The sequence below is a fragment of the Bradyrhizobium sp. genome (genome assembly GCF_049512235.1).
Classification (GTDB): domain Bacteria; phylum Pseudomonadota; class Alphaproteobacteria; order Rhizobiales; family Xanthobacteraceae; genus Bradyrhizobium.
Window position 1 is genome coordinate 1 of record NZ_JBEKXH010000125.1, and the last position, 15321, is coordinate 15321.

At 61.5% G+C, this 15321-nt stretch carries 7 protein-coding genes; 6 read left to right on the forward strand and 1 reads right to left on the reverse strand.

Features of this window, described 5'->3' with window-relative positions; all coding sequences use genetic code 11:
• Window positions 1–400: TauD/TfdA family dioxygenase (locus tag ABSG20_RS13895; RefSeq protein WP_423865079.1), on the forward strand; the 400-nt coding region annotated here is incomplete at its 5' end.
• Here ABSG20_RS13895 and ABSG20_RS13900 read toward each other — a convergent pair.
• Window positions 388–762: a VOC family protein gene (locus tag ABSG20_RS13900; protein ID WP_423865080.1), complete on the reverse strand. Its 375-nt coding sequence runs from the start codon at window positions 760–762 to the stop codon at window positions 388–390. The two genes, ABSG20_RS13895 and ABSG20_RS13900, sit on opposite strands and share 13 nt — an antisense overlap.
• A gap of 345 nt (window positions 763–1107) precedes the next feature.
• On the opposite strand from ABSG20_RS13900, the gene ABSG20_RS13905 reads away from it, so the two are divergent.
• The 5 genes from ABSG20_RS13905 to ABSG20_RS13925 all read left to right on the forward strand — a co-directional run.
• The gene (locus ABSG20_RS13905) at window positions 1108–8325 is read left to right on the forward strand and encodes an amino acid adenylation domain-containing protein (protein ID WP_423865081.1); all 7218 of its coding nucleotides are present in this window, start codon (window positions 1108–1110) and stop codon (window positions 8323–8325) included.
• Between the two features lie 44 nt (window positions 8326–8369).
• Window positions 8370–9872 carry a coproporphyrinogen-III oxidase family protein gene (locus ABSG20_RS13910; RefSeq protein ID WP_423865082.1) on the forward strand — a complete coding sequence of 501 codons (1503 nt, stop codon included), beginning with the start codon at window positions 8370–8372 and terminating at the stop codon, window positions 9870–9872.
• Window positions 9873–9944: 72 nt separating this feature from the next.
• Window positions 9945–10553 (forward strand): MbtH family protein, encoded by a 609-nt coding sequence (locus ABSG20_RS34890; RefSeq protein ID WP_490338323.1) that lies wholly within the window; start codon window positions 9945–9947, stop codon window positions 10551–10553.
• Between the two features lie 38 nt (window positions 10554–10591).
• Window positions 10592–11635: a cysteine peptidase family C39 domain-containing protein gene (locus ABSG20_RS13920; RefSeq protein ID WP_423865083.1), complete on the forward strand. Its 1044-nt coding sequence runs from the start codon at window positions 10592–10594 to the stop codon at window positions 11633–11635.
• A 44-nt stretch (window positions 11636–11679) separates the two neighbouring features.
• Window positions 11680–15321: amino acid adenylation domain-containing protein (locus tag ABSG20_RS13925; RefSeq protein ID WP_423865084.1), on the forward strand; the 3642-nt coding region annotated here is incomplete at its 3' end.

Sequence of the window (15321 nt, forward strand, 5' to 3'; positions counted from 1 at the left end):
CGGGCGCCTGCGCACAAGCTGCGTTCGTCCGGCTGCGGTGAGGCACCCTCAAACCGGCGAGATGACATGGTTCAACCAGGCCCAGCACTGGCATTTGTCCTGCCTGGATGCCGAGATACGCCAGTCGTTGCTCGCGCTCTACCGGCACGAGGATCTTCCGCGGAATTGCTTTTATGGAGACGGCTCGGTGATCGAGGATAGGGTCATGGAGGAAATTCTCGATGTCTACCGGACGCTGGAGGTCACCTTTCCCTGGCAGGAAGGTGACGTTCTGATGCTCGACAATCTCCTGGTCGCGCACGCGCGCAATCCGTTCGTCGGCGAACGCAAGCTTCTTGTGGCCATGGGCGATATGGAAAGCTACGATTCGATCGGCACCAAAAGCGTTCAATCGTTGTAGGGAAGTTCCTCCTTGGGTTCCGAGCCGATACGCAGGACGTGACCGTCGGGATCTTCGACCCGCATTTCATAGGCCCACGAATAGTTGATGGGCACTTTTTGAATGTTGGCACCGCTTTCCCTGTACTCTTCGTAGATCGACTCGACGTCCTCGACGCCGATCCAGACGTAGCATTTTGAATGGATCTCGGACTCCTCTGCGAGGTAGATGCCGAAGCCGTCGCGCAAGACCAGTGCAAACGTCGCACTCTCCGTGACCCAATCCGCCGCTTCGAAGCCAAGGGCTTTCATATAGTAATTCAGGCTCGTCTTGATGTCTTTGACAAGCAGGATCGGATTGATGCACTCAATTTGGGCCGTCATTGGCTATTCCCCTTCGAATTTCATAGCTCGGCAAAAGAAGCGGCGGGCACAATATTATCATGGAAGGTGCCAAGCTGCCGCCGACAATGGTCCGGCCGGCAACCGGCGTCCTTTTCCGCTACGGCCTTCGGTTGGACCTGTTCCCGAAAAAGCCATCACGCCACCGGCGCGGTCCATGGCCTCGCCTGCCGCTCTCTGGGCCAGATTCCTGCTCGTTCTAGTTGACGCTGCCGCGTTCCGACCGCAGCATAGGATTGACCCGCCAGAAAGCTCCGGCCCGCACCGGAACCAAGGCAGGTTCAGGCGCGGGAGGCGGCTCGGAAGTCGGGCTAGGGCGTTGAGAATATGCAGAATTTGTCGCTCGAAGGGTATCGACTTTCGCCCCAGCAGGAGCGCCTATGGGAGCTGCAGCAATCCGGACCGTCCGGCGCTTATTGCACGCAGGCCGCGGTTCTTATTCGCGGAGGCGCCGACCCTGAACGCCTGAGGGCTGCGCTGCAGCGGATCGTGGAGCACTGCGAGATTCTTCGCACCACCTTCCATTGCGTGCCGGGCCTGACGTCGGCTCCGCTGCAGGTCATTTCACAGGCCGGCATCAGCTGGGGACCGGGGCACGACCTCACCGGCTGGCAGCCCGAGGCCGCAGAACTCAAGGTCGACGAACTGCTCACCCGGGCTCGCGCGGATCCGTTTGACCTCGTGCAGGGCCCGCTGGTGCGCGCGGCGCTGCTAACCCTCTCCAGGGACGAGTTGGTCCTGATCCTGACGCTGCCCGCCATCTGCGCGGATGCGCTCTCGATTGCCAATGTGGTGCGCGAACTCGGCCGCGAATATGCCCGGCAGGACGGCCAGATCCAGCCTTCTCCGCCCGCGATCCAGTACGCCGACTTTTGCGAGTGGCAGAAATCGCTGGTGGAGTCGGCGGATCAGGTTGCCGAGCGCAGACCGTGGACGCAGATTGATCTCGCCGCCGCGCCAGCGGTCGCTCCCGCTGACGAGCTTTCAGGGCAACGCTCGGGCTGCTTCAATCCACAATCCGTGGTCGGCTCCTTCGCGCCAGGCGAGGTCAGCAGAATCGAAACCGCCGCGGAAAATCTCGGTGCCGATTCCACCATCCTTCTACTGACGTGCTGGCTGGTGCTGGTCTCACGCCTGACAGGCCGACCGGATCCGGTCCTGGGCTTTTGCTGTGACGGACGAAAGTATGACGAACTGAAGTCCGCCGTCGGTTTGTATGCCAAGTACATCCCGCTTCAATTTCGATTGCGCGGCGAGGAATCGTTGCCGCGCGCGGTGCAACGGCTGAGCAAATTGATTGACGAAATCGATGCCGTCCAGGAATATTTCAGTTGGGATCAGATCGACGGCGCTACATCACTCGCTCCGCTGTGCTTCGAGTATCAGCTCGAGAGCGAGTGTTTTGTTGCGCGCGAGGTGACCTTTTCGCTATGGAAACGACGCTCCTGCACCGAGCCATTCGCACTGAAGTTGTCCTGCGGCAGGCGCGGCGACCAGATGTGGACCGAACTCCATTTCGACGCGGGCCTTTACCGGGAACAGGACGTACGGCGCTGGACGCGAAGCTTTCAGGCCCTGGTGGGGCGCGTGCTGGACGCGCCAGAGTTGACCGTCGACGAGATCGACGTCGTCGATGATATCGAGCGCGACCAACAGCTGCGCGGGTTCAACGATACCAGCACGGCATCCGCCGATCACAGGTTGATCCATCAATGGTTCGAGCGGCAGGCGGAGCGCGTTCCCGACCGGATCGCCGTCGCGCTGGGCGATGGCGCGCTGACATATCGAGAGCTGGATGTCCGGAGCAATCAGCTTGCGCGCTACCTCAGGGCCAGGGGCGCAGGCGCGGAGACCCTCGTGGCCTTGTGCGTCGACGAGTCGATCGAGGCGATCGTCGGAATTCTTGGGATACTCAAGGCGGGCGGGGCCTATGTTCCCCTCGATCCGGCTTCCCCTTCGTCCCGTTTGGCGGCCATCCTGGAGGAAGCCGGAGCGGAGATCCTGCTGACGCTCACTTATCTTGCGAAGCAATTGCCGCCTTGTTCCACAAACCTGATCTGTCTCGATCAGTGGGCTGCCATCGGTCGGGAAAGGGGCGATCCGGTAGCTGCCAGCGTTGAGCCGGACAATCTCGCCTACATCATTTTCACGTCCGGATCCTCCGGTCCGCCCAAAGGCGTGATGGTGAGCCATCGAAACCTCGTTCATTCGACGCACGCGCGGGATATCTATTACCAACGCAAGATCGTGGCGTATCTGCTCGTCTCCTCCATTGCGTTTGACAGTTCTGTCGCGGGGATCTTCGGCACCCTGTGCCAGGCGGGAACGCTCGTGCTCGGAAAATGGGCGAGTGCGCCGAACCTGCTGCAGCTCGGCAACGTCATTTGGGAGCATCAGGTTTCCCACACCCTGATGATTCCAGCGCTGCTTTCGCATCTGTTATCGGAAGCGGACGCCGGCACGCTGTCGTCCCTTGAAACGGTGATCGTGGCTGGCGAGACCTGCTCCGCCGACGTGGCATCGCTTCACCACCGCACCCTTCCGCGCGCCACGCTCATCAACGAATACGGGCCCACGGAGGGCACCGTCTGGGCAACGGCTTTCGCCTGTCCGTCCCGCGCCGACGGCTCGCAGATTCCGATCGGCAGGCCGATCGCCAATTCTCAGATCTATCTGCTCGAAAAGCGCCTCAGGCCAGTACCCATCGGCTCGGCTGGCGAGGTCCACCTTGGCGGTGATGGTGTGGCCAGGGGCTACATCAAGCGACCGGAATACAGTGCCGAGTGCTTCCTTCCGGACCCCTTTGGGGCCGTGCCGGGCGCCCGGCTGTACGCAACGGGAGACCTCGGCCGCTACGGCTCCGACGGCAACATCGTCTTTCTCGGGCGCCTCGATCATCAGGTCAAGGTGCGGGGAATCCGCGTCGAGCTTTTAGAACTTGAAGCCAGTCTTGCGATGCACCCGGCGGTTCGCGAATGCGCGGTCGTCGCCCGGCGGGACGGGTCCGGTCAAACCCGGCTGACTGCCTATTTCGTCGCGCATCGCGGGCAGCGGATCAGCGAAGCAGAGCTGCGGACGCTGTTGTCAGAAAGCGTCATGTCGTCGGTGATCCCGGACGCCTTCATCGCTGTCAATGCCTTGCCGCGAACGCTCAACGGAAAAGTTGACCGGGCTGCGCTTCCGGCGTCGAGCCGGGCCGCGCCGCAGGCGATGCCTGCCTCCACGGAGACGGAGAAGATGCTCGCCGCGATCTGGTGCGAGCTGTTGCGGATAGACAGCGTCGGGGTGAGGGTCAGCTTCTTTGATCTAGGCGGCCACTCCTTGATGGCGATCACGCTGATGGCGCGAATCGAGAAGGTCTTCCGCGTTCACCTTCCGTTGCGCAGCCTGTTCCAGACGCGCACCATCGAACAGCTGGCTCAAGCGATCGACCAGAGGGTCAGCGCAGGAAATACGGAGATCGCTTCCGAACTCCTCAACCTGAGGCCGCGACCGCGGGAGCGAAGCAAGCCATTTCCCCTTAACCCGATCCAGCAGGCGTACTGGATCGGCCGCCATCATGCCTTCGAGCTCGGTAACGTCGGAAGTACGAACTATTTCGAATGGGAGGTGGAGAGCCTCGATATCGAGAAATTCGCCGGTGCTATCCGGGCCTTGATCGCGCGCCACGACATGCTACGGGCTATCGTTTTGCCCGACGGTCACATCCAGGTTCTCGATGCGGTCGCGCCCTATGAATTGCAGGTCGTCGATGTCAGGGGCATGAGTCCGCAAGGATCGGAGCGCCACCTCCAGGCCGTGCGGCAGCGCATGAGCGGCCAGACTTTGAAGACGGACCGATGGCCGCCGTTCGAAATTCGTGCGCATCGCCTCGAAGACCGCCTCCGTCTGCACGTCTGCTTCGACCTCGTGATGTTCGATGCGGTCAGCTCCAATGTTCTCGTGCAGGAGCTGCATCGCCTCTATCACGCGCCTGACCAACCGCTTGAGGCCCTGGACATCACGTTCCGCGACTATGCCATCGCGGAACGCGGGCTGCGCGAGTCTGCGCTCTACCGTCGCGCCCAGGCCTACTGGACAGATCACATCCCCACGCTGCCGGCGCCGCCGGCGCTGCCGGTCGCGAGAAACCCCCAGGAAATTGCGCGGCCGCGGTTTGTGACATTGTTCGGAGAACTCGATCGGGAAACCTGGGAGCGGCTCAAGTCTCGCGGCGCGTCACGGGCTCTGACCTCCACCGGCCTGCTTTGCGCAGCGTACGCAGACATCCTGGCGCGCTGGAGCAAGAGCCGCCGATTCACCCTTAACCTGACGACCTATCACCGCATTCCCTTCCATCCGCAGGTCGACCGCCTGGTTGGCGACTTCACTTCGTTGACCATGCTGGATGTAGACAACAATCAGGAAACGTTCGAACTGCGGGCGCAATCCCTGCAGGCCAGGCTTTGGAGCGACCTGGATCATTTCTATTACAGCGGAGTAGAGGTGCTTCGCGCGCTGAGGCGCCAAGATCGCAACAGCGTCAGTGCGCTGATGCCGATCGTGTTTACGAGCCAGCTTGGCGTTGCGGTGCAAGACGATCCCGATGCAAGAGCCTGGATGGGCAAGTTGATCTACAGCAGCGGACAGGCTCCCCAGGTCTGGCTCGATCATCAGGTCGCCGAAAAAGCGGGCCGGCTGTCTTTCTGGTGGGACTACCTACCGGATTTGTTCCCTGACGGACTGGTTCAAGACATGTTCCAGGCCTATTGCCGGCTTCTCAAACGGCTGGCGGACGACGGCGGATATTGGCAGAAACGCACGCGAGCGCTCGTGAGTGATGGACGTTCGCAAGCCGGGTCAGTCGATCGGGAGCCTGCGGCGGCGGCGCCCGGCGAGTTACTTCATTCCGCTTTCTTGGCTCAAGTACATCGGCGCGCCGGGGCCGCAGCGATCGCGACTTCAGGCCGCACACTGAGCTACGACGAGCTTCATCGACGCTCGATCGCGGTGGCTTGCCGTCTTCGATCACTGCATGCGCCCCCCAGTTCACTGGTTGCGATCGTGATGGAGAAAGGCTGGGAACAGGTGGTCGCGGTCTTGGGCGTGCTGCAGTCGGGAGCGGCCTATTTACCCGTCGATCCCGCGCTGCCCGCCGAGCGTCAGCGGTTCATTCTGGAGAATGCGCAGGTCAAGATCGTTCTCACCCAATCCTGGCTTGAGGAAAAGCTGCAGTGGCCTGCCGCGGTGGAGCGGCTTTGGGTAGACAGGCTGGCACCGGCAGAGCGCGAGGCAGACCTCCCGGAAGTCTTGGTGAGTCCGGAACAAATAGCCTATGTGATCTATACTTCCGGTTCGACCGGTCTGCCGAAGGGCGTGATCATCTCCCATCGGGCGGCCGTCAACACCATCGGCGACGTCAATCGGCGCTTCCGCGTCGGCCGGGATGATCGTGTGCTGGCGGTCTCGTCGCTCAGCTTCGACTTGTCGGTCTACGACATCTTCGGCCCGCTTTCGGTGGGTGGCACGATCGTCATCCCCGACGCCGACAAGCCCGGCGATAGCGGGCATTGGGAAGCCCTGATCCGTGAGCAAAGCGTGACGGTGTGGAACTCGGTTCCGGCATTGCTCGAAATGCTGGTGACCCGAACCATCATCGGCGAACGAATATTGCCGCCGTCATTGCGGCTGGTGCTGCTCAGCGGCGACTGGCTTCCCGTCAGTCTGCCGGCGCGGTTGAGAAGGGTGGCGGAAGGGGTCGAGATCATCAGCCTGGGGGGCGCAACCGAGGCTTCGATCTGGTCAATTCTGTATCCCATCGGGGAGGTCCGTGCCGAATGGAAGAGCATTCCCTACGGCCGAGCGATGGAAAATCAGACCGTCGAGGTTCTGGATGAATTTCTCAAGCCCTGTCCGGCATGGGTCACGGGACGAATCTTCATCGGAGGATCGGGCCTGTCCGACGGCTACTGGCGCGACGAGACCAAGACCAGCGAGCGGTTCATCATCCATCCCGTAACCAACCGGCGTCTGTTCCATACCGGGGACCTCGGACGGTACCTGCCCGACGGCAATATCGAGTTTCTGGGAAGGGAAGACTTCCAGGTCAAGATTGGCGGTCATCGGGTCGAACTGGGGGAGATCGAAGCGGTGCTGGAGAAGCATCCAGCGGTCAGTTCCGCAGTTGTCACTGCCCACGGGCCACAAGACGGCCAGCGGTTGATTGCCTATGTGGTACCGCGTCAGGATGGCGGGCTCGCCGAGAGCCCCGCCATGATTCCCGACGCCGCGCCGGCGGACGGGACGGCGCTGATCAACGGGCCGCTTGAGCGGCTGCACTTTGCGCTGCAGCAGCCCGGGATCAGAAGGAATAACGGCACAGCCCGCGTGCAACTGCTGAAGCCAGAACGCAACGCCGAACTGATCGAGACCTATCGCGGACGGCGCACGCACCGGGTCTTCGGCCAACAGCCACTATCCTTCGAGCAGTTCAGCGCGCTACTGAACAATCTCATGCAAGTGAACGTCGAGGAATCGCCATTTCCCAAGTATCGCTATGCCTCCGCCGGTTCACTCTATTCAGTGCAGACCTATGTCTGCGTCAAACCGCTGCGGGTAGCCGGCGTTTCGGCGGGCACCTATTACTACAATCCCGGAGAGCACCGTCTGGAGCTGCTGTCGGACGCAGCGCAGATCCCGCCTGATATCTACCACCCGGTCAATCGGGCTGCCGCGAATGAGGCCGCTTTTTCGTTGTTCCTGATCGGGCAGCTGGACGCGGTCACGCCGATGTATGGAGAGGCTGCGCGGGACTTCTGCCTGCTGGAAGCCGGTTACATGAGCCAGCTTCTGATGACCGCGGCGGCTTCTTGCGGTCTCGGTCTTTGTCCCATCGGCGGAGTGGATCAAGCGCCATTGCGGGATTCGTTCGGCCTGACGAAAAGCCATACCTTCCTGCACTGCTTGCTGGGAGGTGTGGACGATCCGACCAGGAAGACGGGGGCTGCGGGCCGGACCGGCGCAGCGCCGATGCAGGAGCAGCCACGCGCAGACGAGCTACGCATCTTCCTCAAGGCGAAATTGCCCGCATACATGTTGCCGGCCGAGTTCACCTTTCTCGAAGGATTGCCGCTGACATCGAATGGCAAGGTTGACCGGTCAGCCCTTCCGGCTCCCAAACGCACAGCGATCAAGGAGGTGTTCGTGGCGCCCGTCACATCGCTGGAGCAACTTCTCGCCGACATCTGGAAAGAGTTGCTCGGACTGGAGAAAGTCGGTCTCAACGACGATTTCTTCAGGCTCGGCGGCAACTCCCTGATGGCGATCCAGTTCATCAATCGCGTCCACCAGATTCTGGATGTGGAGGTGCCCTTGAAGGTGTTCCTCGGCGCGGTCACGATCGCGGATCTGGTGCCGGTGATCGAGACGCAAGAGAGCCGGAGAGCGTCCGCTTCGCTGCTTGACCAACTGGAGCAGCTCTCGGTCGAGGAGGCAAGGTCGATGCTGGAAGCCAAGCGGGCGGAAGCGGTTCAGAGCGGCAAAGCCAGGACGCCCGACCAGGTTTGATGACGCCGGGAAGGATGCTATAACAACAACCTCTGAGGAAGAAGATGAACGACATCAACCGGCGACTCCAGGGCCTGGATGCGGACAAGCGGGAGCTGCTAAAACTGCTCCTGCGGGAAGAACGGCCTCTGGGCCGCAATCGCATCGCTGACGGCGATGGTGGTCCTCCGGCTGATGCGGCGGTTGCATCGGGCAAGCCAATCTCCGCGCACGATTTCATCCCTGTGCTGGCGCGGGAACTGGCAGGGGAGCGTGATCGCGAGCTTCTGATCTACGTGCATGTGCCGTTCTGCTCCTACAAATGCGCATTTTGCGATTGGGTGGCCGATATTCCCGGCGGCCAGCTCACGGGCGGACCCGGTCTCCGCGAGCGATATGTCGAGGCGGTCTGCAAGCAGATACGCTACCTCGGTCCGCAACTGATTGATCTCGGCTATGTACCCAAGTTCATCTATTGGGGCGGTGGAACGCCGACACGGCTGGAAGCCGACGGACATGCCCGAATTGTCGACGCACTGCGGACCTCCTTCGACCTGACGGCGGTGCAAGAGCACACCATGGAGGCGAGCCCGGAGACGCTGACGCCGGAAAAACTGCAGATGCTGAAGTCACTTGGCGTCATGCGGCTGAGCATGGGGGTGCAGTCGTTCAATCCGGATGAACTGCGTCGCGCCGGGCGTGGCCACTCGCCCGAGCAGGCGATGGCAGCAGTGGACATGATACGCCAGGCCGGGATCGAGCAGTTCAATATCGATCTCATCGCGGCGCTGCCGGAGCAGACGCTCGAGTCGCTGGAATATTCGCTGAAGACCGCGGCCGAGCTGCAGCCGACACATATCACCGTCTATATTTTTCGTCCGACGACCACGACGGCGATGGCGAAGCAGATCCATCGAGGCTTCCGTAGCGCAGCCGATGTCGACCATGTCGGCAGGTCCTACCGGCTTGTCAAGAAAACGCTCGAAGCGGCAGGATACGAAGAGTACACGATGGGATATTTTGCAAGATCCCGCGAATACCGCTGCAGGGGCGAGGAGTATTACTTCAATCTTCGGGGCGACTGGATTGGATTTGGCAGCGGCGCGGTATCCATCCTTGGCCACCACCGGTTGCGAAACTTTCACGTCAATCTGCACCGATACATGGACGATCCCCTGCTGTTCGAGTCCTGCCGCGACCTGAGAGATCACAAGCCGGAATGCGCCATGTATGCGCTTCGTCAGGCCATGCTGACCGAGGCAGGTATCCGGTACGATAATTTCCAGCGGTTTTTTGGCCATCCCTTCAGCGAGGTCCGAAAAGATCCGCCGATCCAGAGGATGATCGATTACTACGAAAGCTGCGGTGCCGAGTTCCGCGAGACGGATTGCAGTTTCTTCATTACGCCGGAGTCGCGAAGCAGGACGTATATTGCGGCCTGGCATGGCCGCCAGGCGACCGTTCTGGATCTGGACGAGGCTGATGCTGCACCTGGTCAGGCCTGGTCAGGTCGGAAATTGTCCTCGCGAGCGCCAGCCGATCGGTCAGACAGTGCGGAGCGCCCGTGATGCCTGCAAATACGGGAGTCTGCCGAAAGGTCGGGCATCGGCGTCGGGGCGTTTCGGGCGGGGAAGGTTCAGATGAGTAGCATCGAGGAAGAAGACAAGACCATCTACAAGGTGGTCGTCAACCACGAAGAGCAATACAGCATCTGGCCCGAGTACCGGGACAATCCGCCGGGATGGCGGGATGCCGGCCAGAGCGGACCGAAGTCCGATTGCCTCGCCTTCATCAAGGATGTGTGGACCGACATGCGACCCCTCAGTCTGCGGAAGAAAATGGAGGAGGCGGCGCGGCGTCCGCCCGATTCGGAAAGCGGAACCTCTGCGCGGCTTTCCGAAGCCGATCTTGGCGATGATATCATCAGCCGATTGTCGACCGGACATCACCGGATCGAGGTCAGCCTCAGACCGGAGCGTACGGTTGGCGCCCTGAAGGATTGCCTGGACCGCGGCTTTGTTCTGGTAAAATTCGTCGAGACCCGGGGCGGGACCGAGCTCGGCATGCGGTTGGATCGCGGCGCCTGCGAGACCGGTACGGCGGATTTCGGCGCCGGGACCGGCAGCGTTCATCTCGAGGCCGACCTGACGCTCAACTATGTGCGGGTGCGCTGCATAGCCGATATCGAGCTCGAAAGCCTGTCGGGTCAAGGTCATCTCAGGACGGTCGAAGTGAAGTCCAGCGCCTGAGTCTGGACCAACGGGTAAAGCAAGGAGACGCTGTTGCGATGTCCGGCCAAGTCGGTCTACAAGCCAGTCCTCAAGTCAGTCTTCAAGTCAGTCTTGGAGTGACGCCGTTCGATCGCTTCTACTACAAGAGCTGTCTGCACATGCCGCTGATGGCGGCCGTCCAACATTTCGGTGGAGACCTGAGCCGTTTCTGGACCAATGATGTATTCGTTTACGGGCAAGACGAAGGCGCCAGCGCGCTGGCACTCACCGCGTTTCATTTTGAAAACCGGCCGGAGGCCGAGATTCTGAAACAAATGGGCATCGATACTGATCCCATTTCGCCAGAAGATGATTTGATCGGCGCGCTCCAAGCCGCAATCGGACAAGGTGCCTTGGTTCTGGTGCCAGTTGACCGATTTTCTTATCACTCGCGTTACAACACGCTCTATCGCCGGGAGCACTATCCCCACCACGTTCTGGTCTGCGGCTTTAACGTGTTGGCAGGAACGTTCGAGGTGATCGACGCTCCGGAGACGCCGATCGAGGGGAAGAACGCGTTTTTGGCCGAGGTCGGGTTTGAATCGGTATGGCACGCGCATCGTGATTACCTGGAATTCTGCGACCGGTCCGGCCGCGCGGTCAGGCTTTCGCGCCGGACAGAGACCGCGCACGTCGATTTTGGCAGCGCGGCGGCGTCTCTGCGTGAGACCCTGCTCGCCAATCGGGAGCAAATTCTCTCCGGCCTGTCGTGCCTGAACGTCCAGGCCGCCGCACTACGATCGATGGATTTCGCATTGCTGAAGGCCGAGCCGCTGGAGATCGTGCTGCGCAGGTTATTTCCGATCGACCGGGCAAAGGAGGCGGAATACTTTAGGATCGCGGTAGCTTTTCCGGGATGCATGGATCCTCTCGGGGAGCTGATGCGGAAGATCCAGATGTCCCTGAAGGAATACAAACTGTCGCTCGGAAGCTTCCTGCTCCGCGGCAGCCTGAGCGCGTCAAATCGCGAGACACTGGCCATAGCGCTTGAGCGGATCTATGGGCTGGAGCGCGGGTTTAATCATGGTTTGTTTGAAGCCCTTGAGCAAAAAACTGGGTGATGGCCGGCCTGAGATGAGATCGGCCGGGATAGCTGAGGACGGCGATGTTCGAGGACACGATCCAGGGTTTCCGCCTGTCCACGCAGCAAAGCCGGTTGTGGATGCTGGACCAGGAGGCGGCCGTCTACCGGGCGCAGATGGCTGTCCGCATCGCCGGAAATATCGACTGTGATCGGTTGGAGCGGGTTGTCGGGGCGCTGGTCGCCAGGCACGATATCTTCAGGACCACGTTCCGCCGGCTGCCCGGAATGAGGCGCCCGCTGCAAGTGATCGCAGACCGGTTCAAACCGGCGTGGCATGTGGCTGACCTCCGAGGGATTGCGCCCGAGGTGACGGCGACGAAACTCAGGGAGTTCATGCTCAGGGATTGCCTCCGTCCGTTCGACATCGTCAACGGGCCCATGCTGCGTTTCTCTCTCCTGCTGACCGGCGAGCAAGAAGCCACGCTGCTGGCCTGTGCCCATCCGCTGTGTGCGGATGCCGAAACGCTGCGGAATATACTGCGCGAAATTGCCTGCGACTACGGCGCGCATGCCGGCGCGCCTGTGCCGGCGACGATCGTGCAATACGCGCAATTCTCGGAATGGCAAAACGATCAGGCCGCGCAGGCGCAAGATGATTTGGAAATGCCGCGTCCTGGCCCGGTGAAGTTCAACCCGGAGGTGGTGTCGCTGGTCCTGTCTCCCGAGCTGGAGCAAGGATTGGCGCATCTCGCCAGATCGCTCGGCATCTCGGAAGACGCCCTTCTCATGAGCTGCTGGGCCGCCGTGCTGCGCAACATCACCGGACAGCCTGAGATCACGGTCGGGCGGACCAGGGATGGTCGCGCGCATGAAGAGTTGCGCGCAGCGATGGGGCCATTCGCCGTCACGCTATCCGTCCGGTTCGCATTTCCGAGGCCGGCGACGCTGAGCGATCTGGCGCGTCAGTTCCCCCACTGTGAGCTGGAGTTCATCGAGTCTGTGAACAGATCAGCCGCCGTCGGCTTATCCGGGTGTGAGTTTCACTTCGCCAGCCACGACTTGCGCGACGAGTATGTCAGCGGCGGTCTGACGTTTGCCGCCGCTGCGCAGTATGTCTGCGACGACCGATACGCCCGGAAGCTCCAATGCATCCGGTGGTGCGAAAGTCTGTCCCTGGAGCTTCACTACGACGCCGCGATGCATTCCGCCGAAGACGCCCGGCAGTGTCTTGCGGCGGTCCAGGCGCTCCTGGAGAGCGTTGTCGCCAATCTGGATACAGACGCGCGGCAAAACCAGGCGGCCAGCTTGCCGTCCGCGGCATGCGTCCACCATCTGATTGAAGCCGAGGCGAAAGCCGCGCCTGACGCTGTGGCGGTCGTGTACAACGAGCAGTATCTGACCCATCGCCAGCTCGATCGCCGTGCCAATCAGCTGGCGCACCTGCTGCGACGGCGGGGCGTCGGCGAGGAAACCGTCGTGGGCGTGTATCTGCGGCGGTCGCCCGAACTCGTGGTTGCGCTATTGGGCGTGCTGAAGGCGGGGGCAGCTTTTCTCGCCCTCGATCCGGCACTGCCGCCGCAACGCTTGGCCCACATGCTGGACGAGTGCGACGTTGCCGTCGTGGTTACGCAGGACGACCTCTGCGCCGCGCTCCCGCCTCGCAGCCAGGATGAAAATTTACGGATCGACGGTGATCGGCACCTGCTCGACATCGAAAGCGCATGTCCCGTTTCAAGCAGCACTTCTGCCGAGCATCTTGCCTATGTGATCTACACCTCCGGATCGACCGGAAAACCCAAAGGGGTCATGGTTCCGCACCAGGGGCTGGCCGGTTACCTGACATGGTGCAAGCGGGCCTACGCGACCACGCGGCCGTGGATCACGCCCGTTCATACATCGATCGGCTTCGATCTCACGATCACCAGCCTCTTTCTGCCGCTGGTCACGGGCCAGGCCATGATCCTGCTTCCGCAGGCGCCGGGAGCGGAAGCATTGCGGAAGGCTCTGGAAGAGCGAGAGCTTGGCTTGATCAAGCTGACGCCGGCGCACCTGCTTGCGCTTTCCGAACTCTCCAGCGGCGACCGGCTGTTCCAGCCGGAGGTATTGGTCGTCGGCGGCGAAGCCCTGCGCGAAGCCGCGCTCAGGTCATGGCGCGCCCATTCGCCGCGGACACGCATCATCAACGAATACGGACCGACGGAAACCGTCGTCGGGTGTTCGATCTATGCGGTCGAACCTGAGGAAACGCCGCCGTCAAACGTTCCGATCGGACGTCCGGTTGCCAACACACAATTGGGCGTGCTGGATCGCGACCTGCGCGAGGTCGGCGCCGGTGAAACCGGTGAGCTTTATATTGGCGGCGCGCAAGTCGCCCGCGGCTATATCAAGCGGCCCGACTTGACGGCGGAGCGCTTTCTTCCGGCAACGCTCGGAGCTGCCGAGGGCGCGCGGATGTACCGATCGGGGGACCTGGTTCGCCGCCTTGCGGACCAGAACCTCAGCTTTCTCGGGCGTATAGATCGCCAGGTCAAGATCAATGGATTCCGCGTCGAGCTGGAAGAGATCGAAGCCGCGTTAAGCCGGCATCCCGCCGTGCGACAGGTCGCGGTCGTCGTGCGTCGCGTTGGCGCAGTCTCCGACATGATCGCGAGCGCAAGCCAGCCGGGCATGCGTAAATTTCTCAAAGGAAAAATGCCGGGCGACAGGGCGGCTTGGGATCGGCTTGTGGCCTACGTGGCATGCAACGACTGCCCTGTGCCAGCTGCCGCAGAGTGGCGCCAATTTCTCCGGACCCAACTGCCCGACAGCATGGTGCCTTCGGCTTTCGTCGCGCTGCCGGCGCTGCCCATGACGCAAAATGGAAAACTCGACATCCGCGCCTTGCAGGCTCCAGACTCAAGCCGGCCCGATATGGAGACGGCTTTTGCCGAGCCGACTTCGCCGCAAGAAAAGGCAATGGCGGAAACCTGGTCCGAGGTACTCGGTATCAGTCCGATCGGAGTGGATGACAGCTTCTTCGAGTTAGGCGGCGATTCGATGCGTGCCCTTCAGATCGTGGCCAAGCTTCGTGAGAAGGGATTCGCTTGCTCGCTGGAGGAGCTGTTTCGCCACCAGACCATCCGGGGTCTGGCGCCCTGCATCCAGGCAGCCGCTTCGGAACTGCCGTCGCAGCGTGCCGCAGAGCGCGTCGCCGGCGCGCTGTTGTCTCCACGCGACCGACAAAACTTGCCGGACGATGTTGAAGACGCTTATCCCTTGGCCCGCATCCAGGCCGGCGTGATTTTTCACAATCAGCAGCACCCGGAATCGTCACTCTATCATGATATCTTCGTCTATCGGCTGTCGGTCCGCTTCGACGCCCGGCTCTTTCGCATCGCGCTCGACGAGGTCGTAGCCCGGCATGATATCCTTCGCACCTCCTTTGATCTGACGGAATATTCCGAGCCCATGCAATTGGTGCACGGCAGTGTGCCTGTTTCGCTCGCGATCAGGGATCTCAGCGCGGAGCCAGCCGAACAGCAGGAAGCAAGCCTGACCGCCTGGATCGCCGCGGAAAAGCAAGCGCCGTTCGAATGGAGCCGGGCGCCGCTGATCCGCTTTTCGATCGACATCTTGGGCATCGACTCGATCCGATTGATGCTGAGCTTCAGCGACTCGGTGATCGACGGCTGGAGCACCGCATCGCTGGTGACCGAATTGCTGCAGCGCTACAGTTTTTGGCTC

What these genes read in the sequence shown, in the direction of transcription:
- ABSG20_RS13900 (WP_423865080.1), bottom strand. Translation starts at nt 762, where the DNA reads ATGACGGCCCAAATTGAGTGCATCAATCCGATCCTGCTTGTCAAAGAC.
- ABSG20_RS13905 (WP_423865081.1), top strand. Translation starts at nt 1,108, where the DNA reads ATGCAGAATTTGTCGCTCGAAGGGTATCGACTTTCGCCCCAGCAGGAG.
- ABSG20_RS13910 (WP_423865082.1), top strand. Translation starts at nt 8,370, where the DNA reads ATGAACGACATCAACCGGCGACTCCAGGGCCTGGATGCGGACAAGCGG.
- ABSG20_RS34890 (WP_490338323.1), top strand. Translation starts at nt 9,945, where the DNA reads ATGAGTAGCATCGAGGAAGAAGACAAGACCATCTACAAGGTGGTCGTC.
- ABSG20_RS13920 (WP_423865083.1), top strand. Translation starts at nt 10,592, where the DNA reads ATGTCCGGCCAAGTCGGTCTACAAGCCAGTCCTCAAGTCAGTCTTCAA.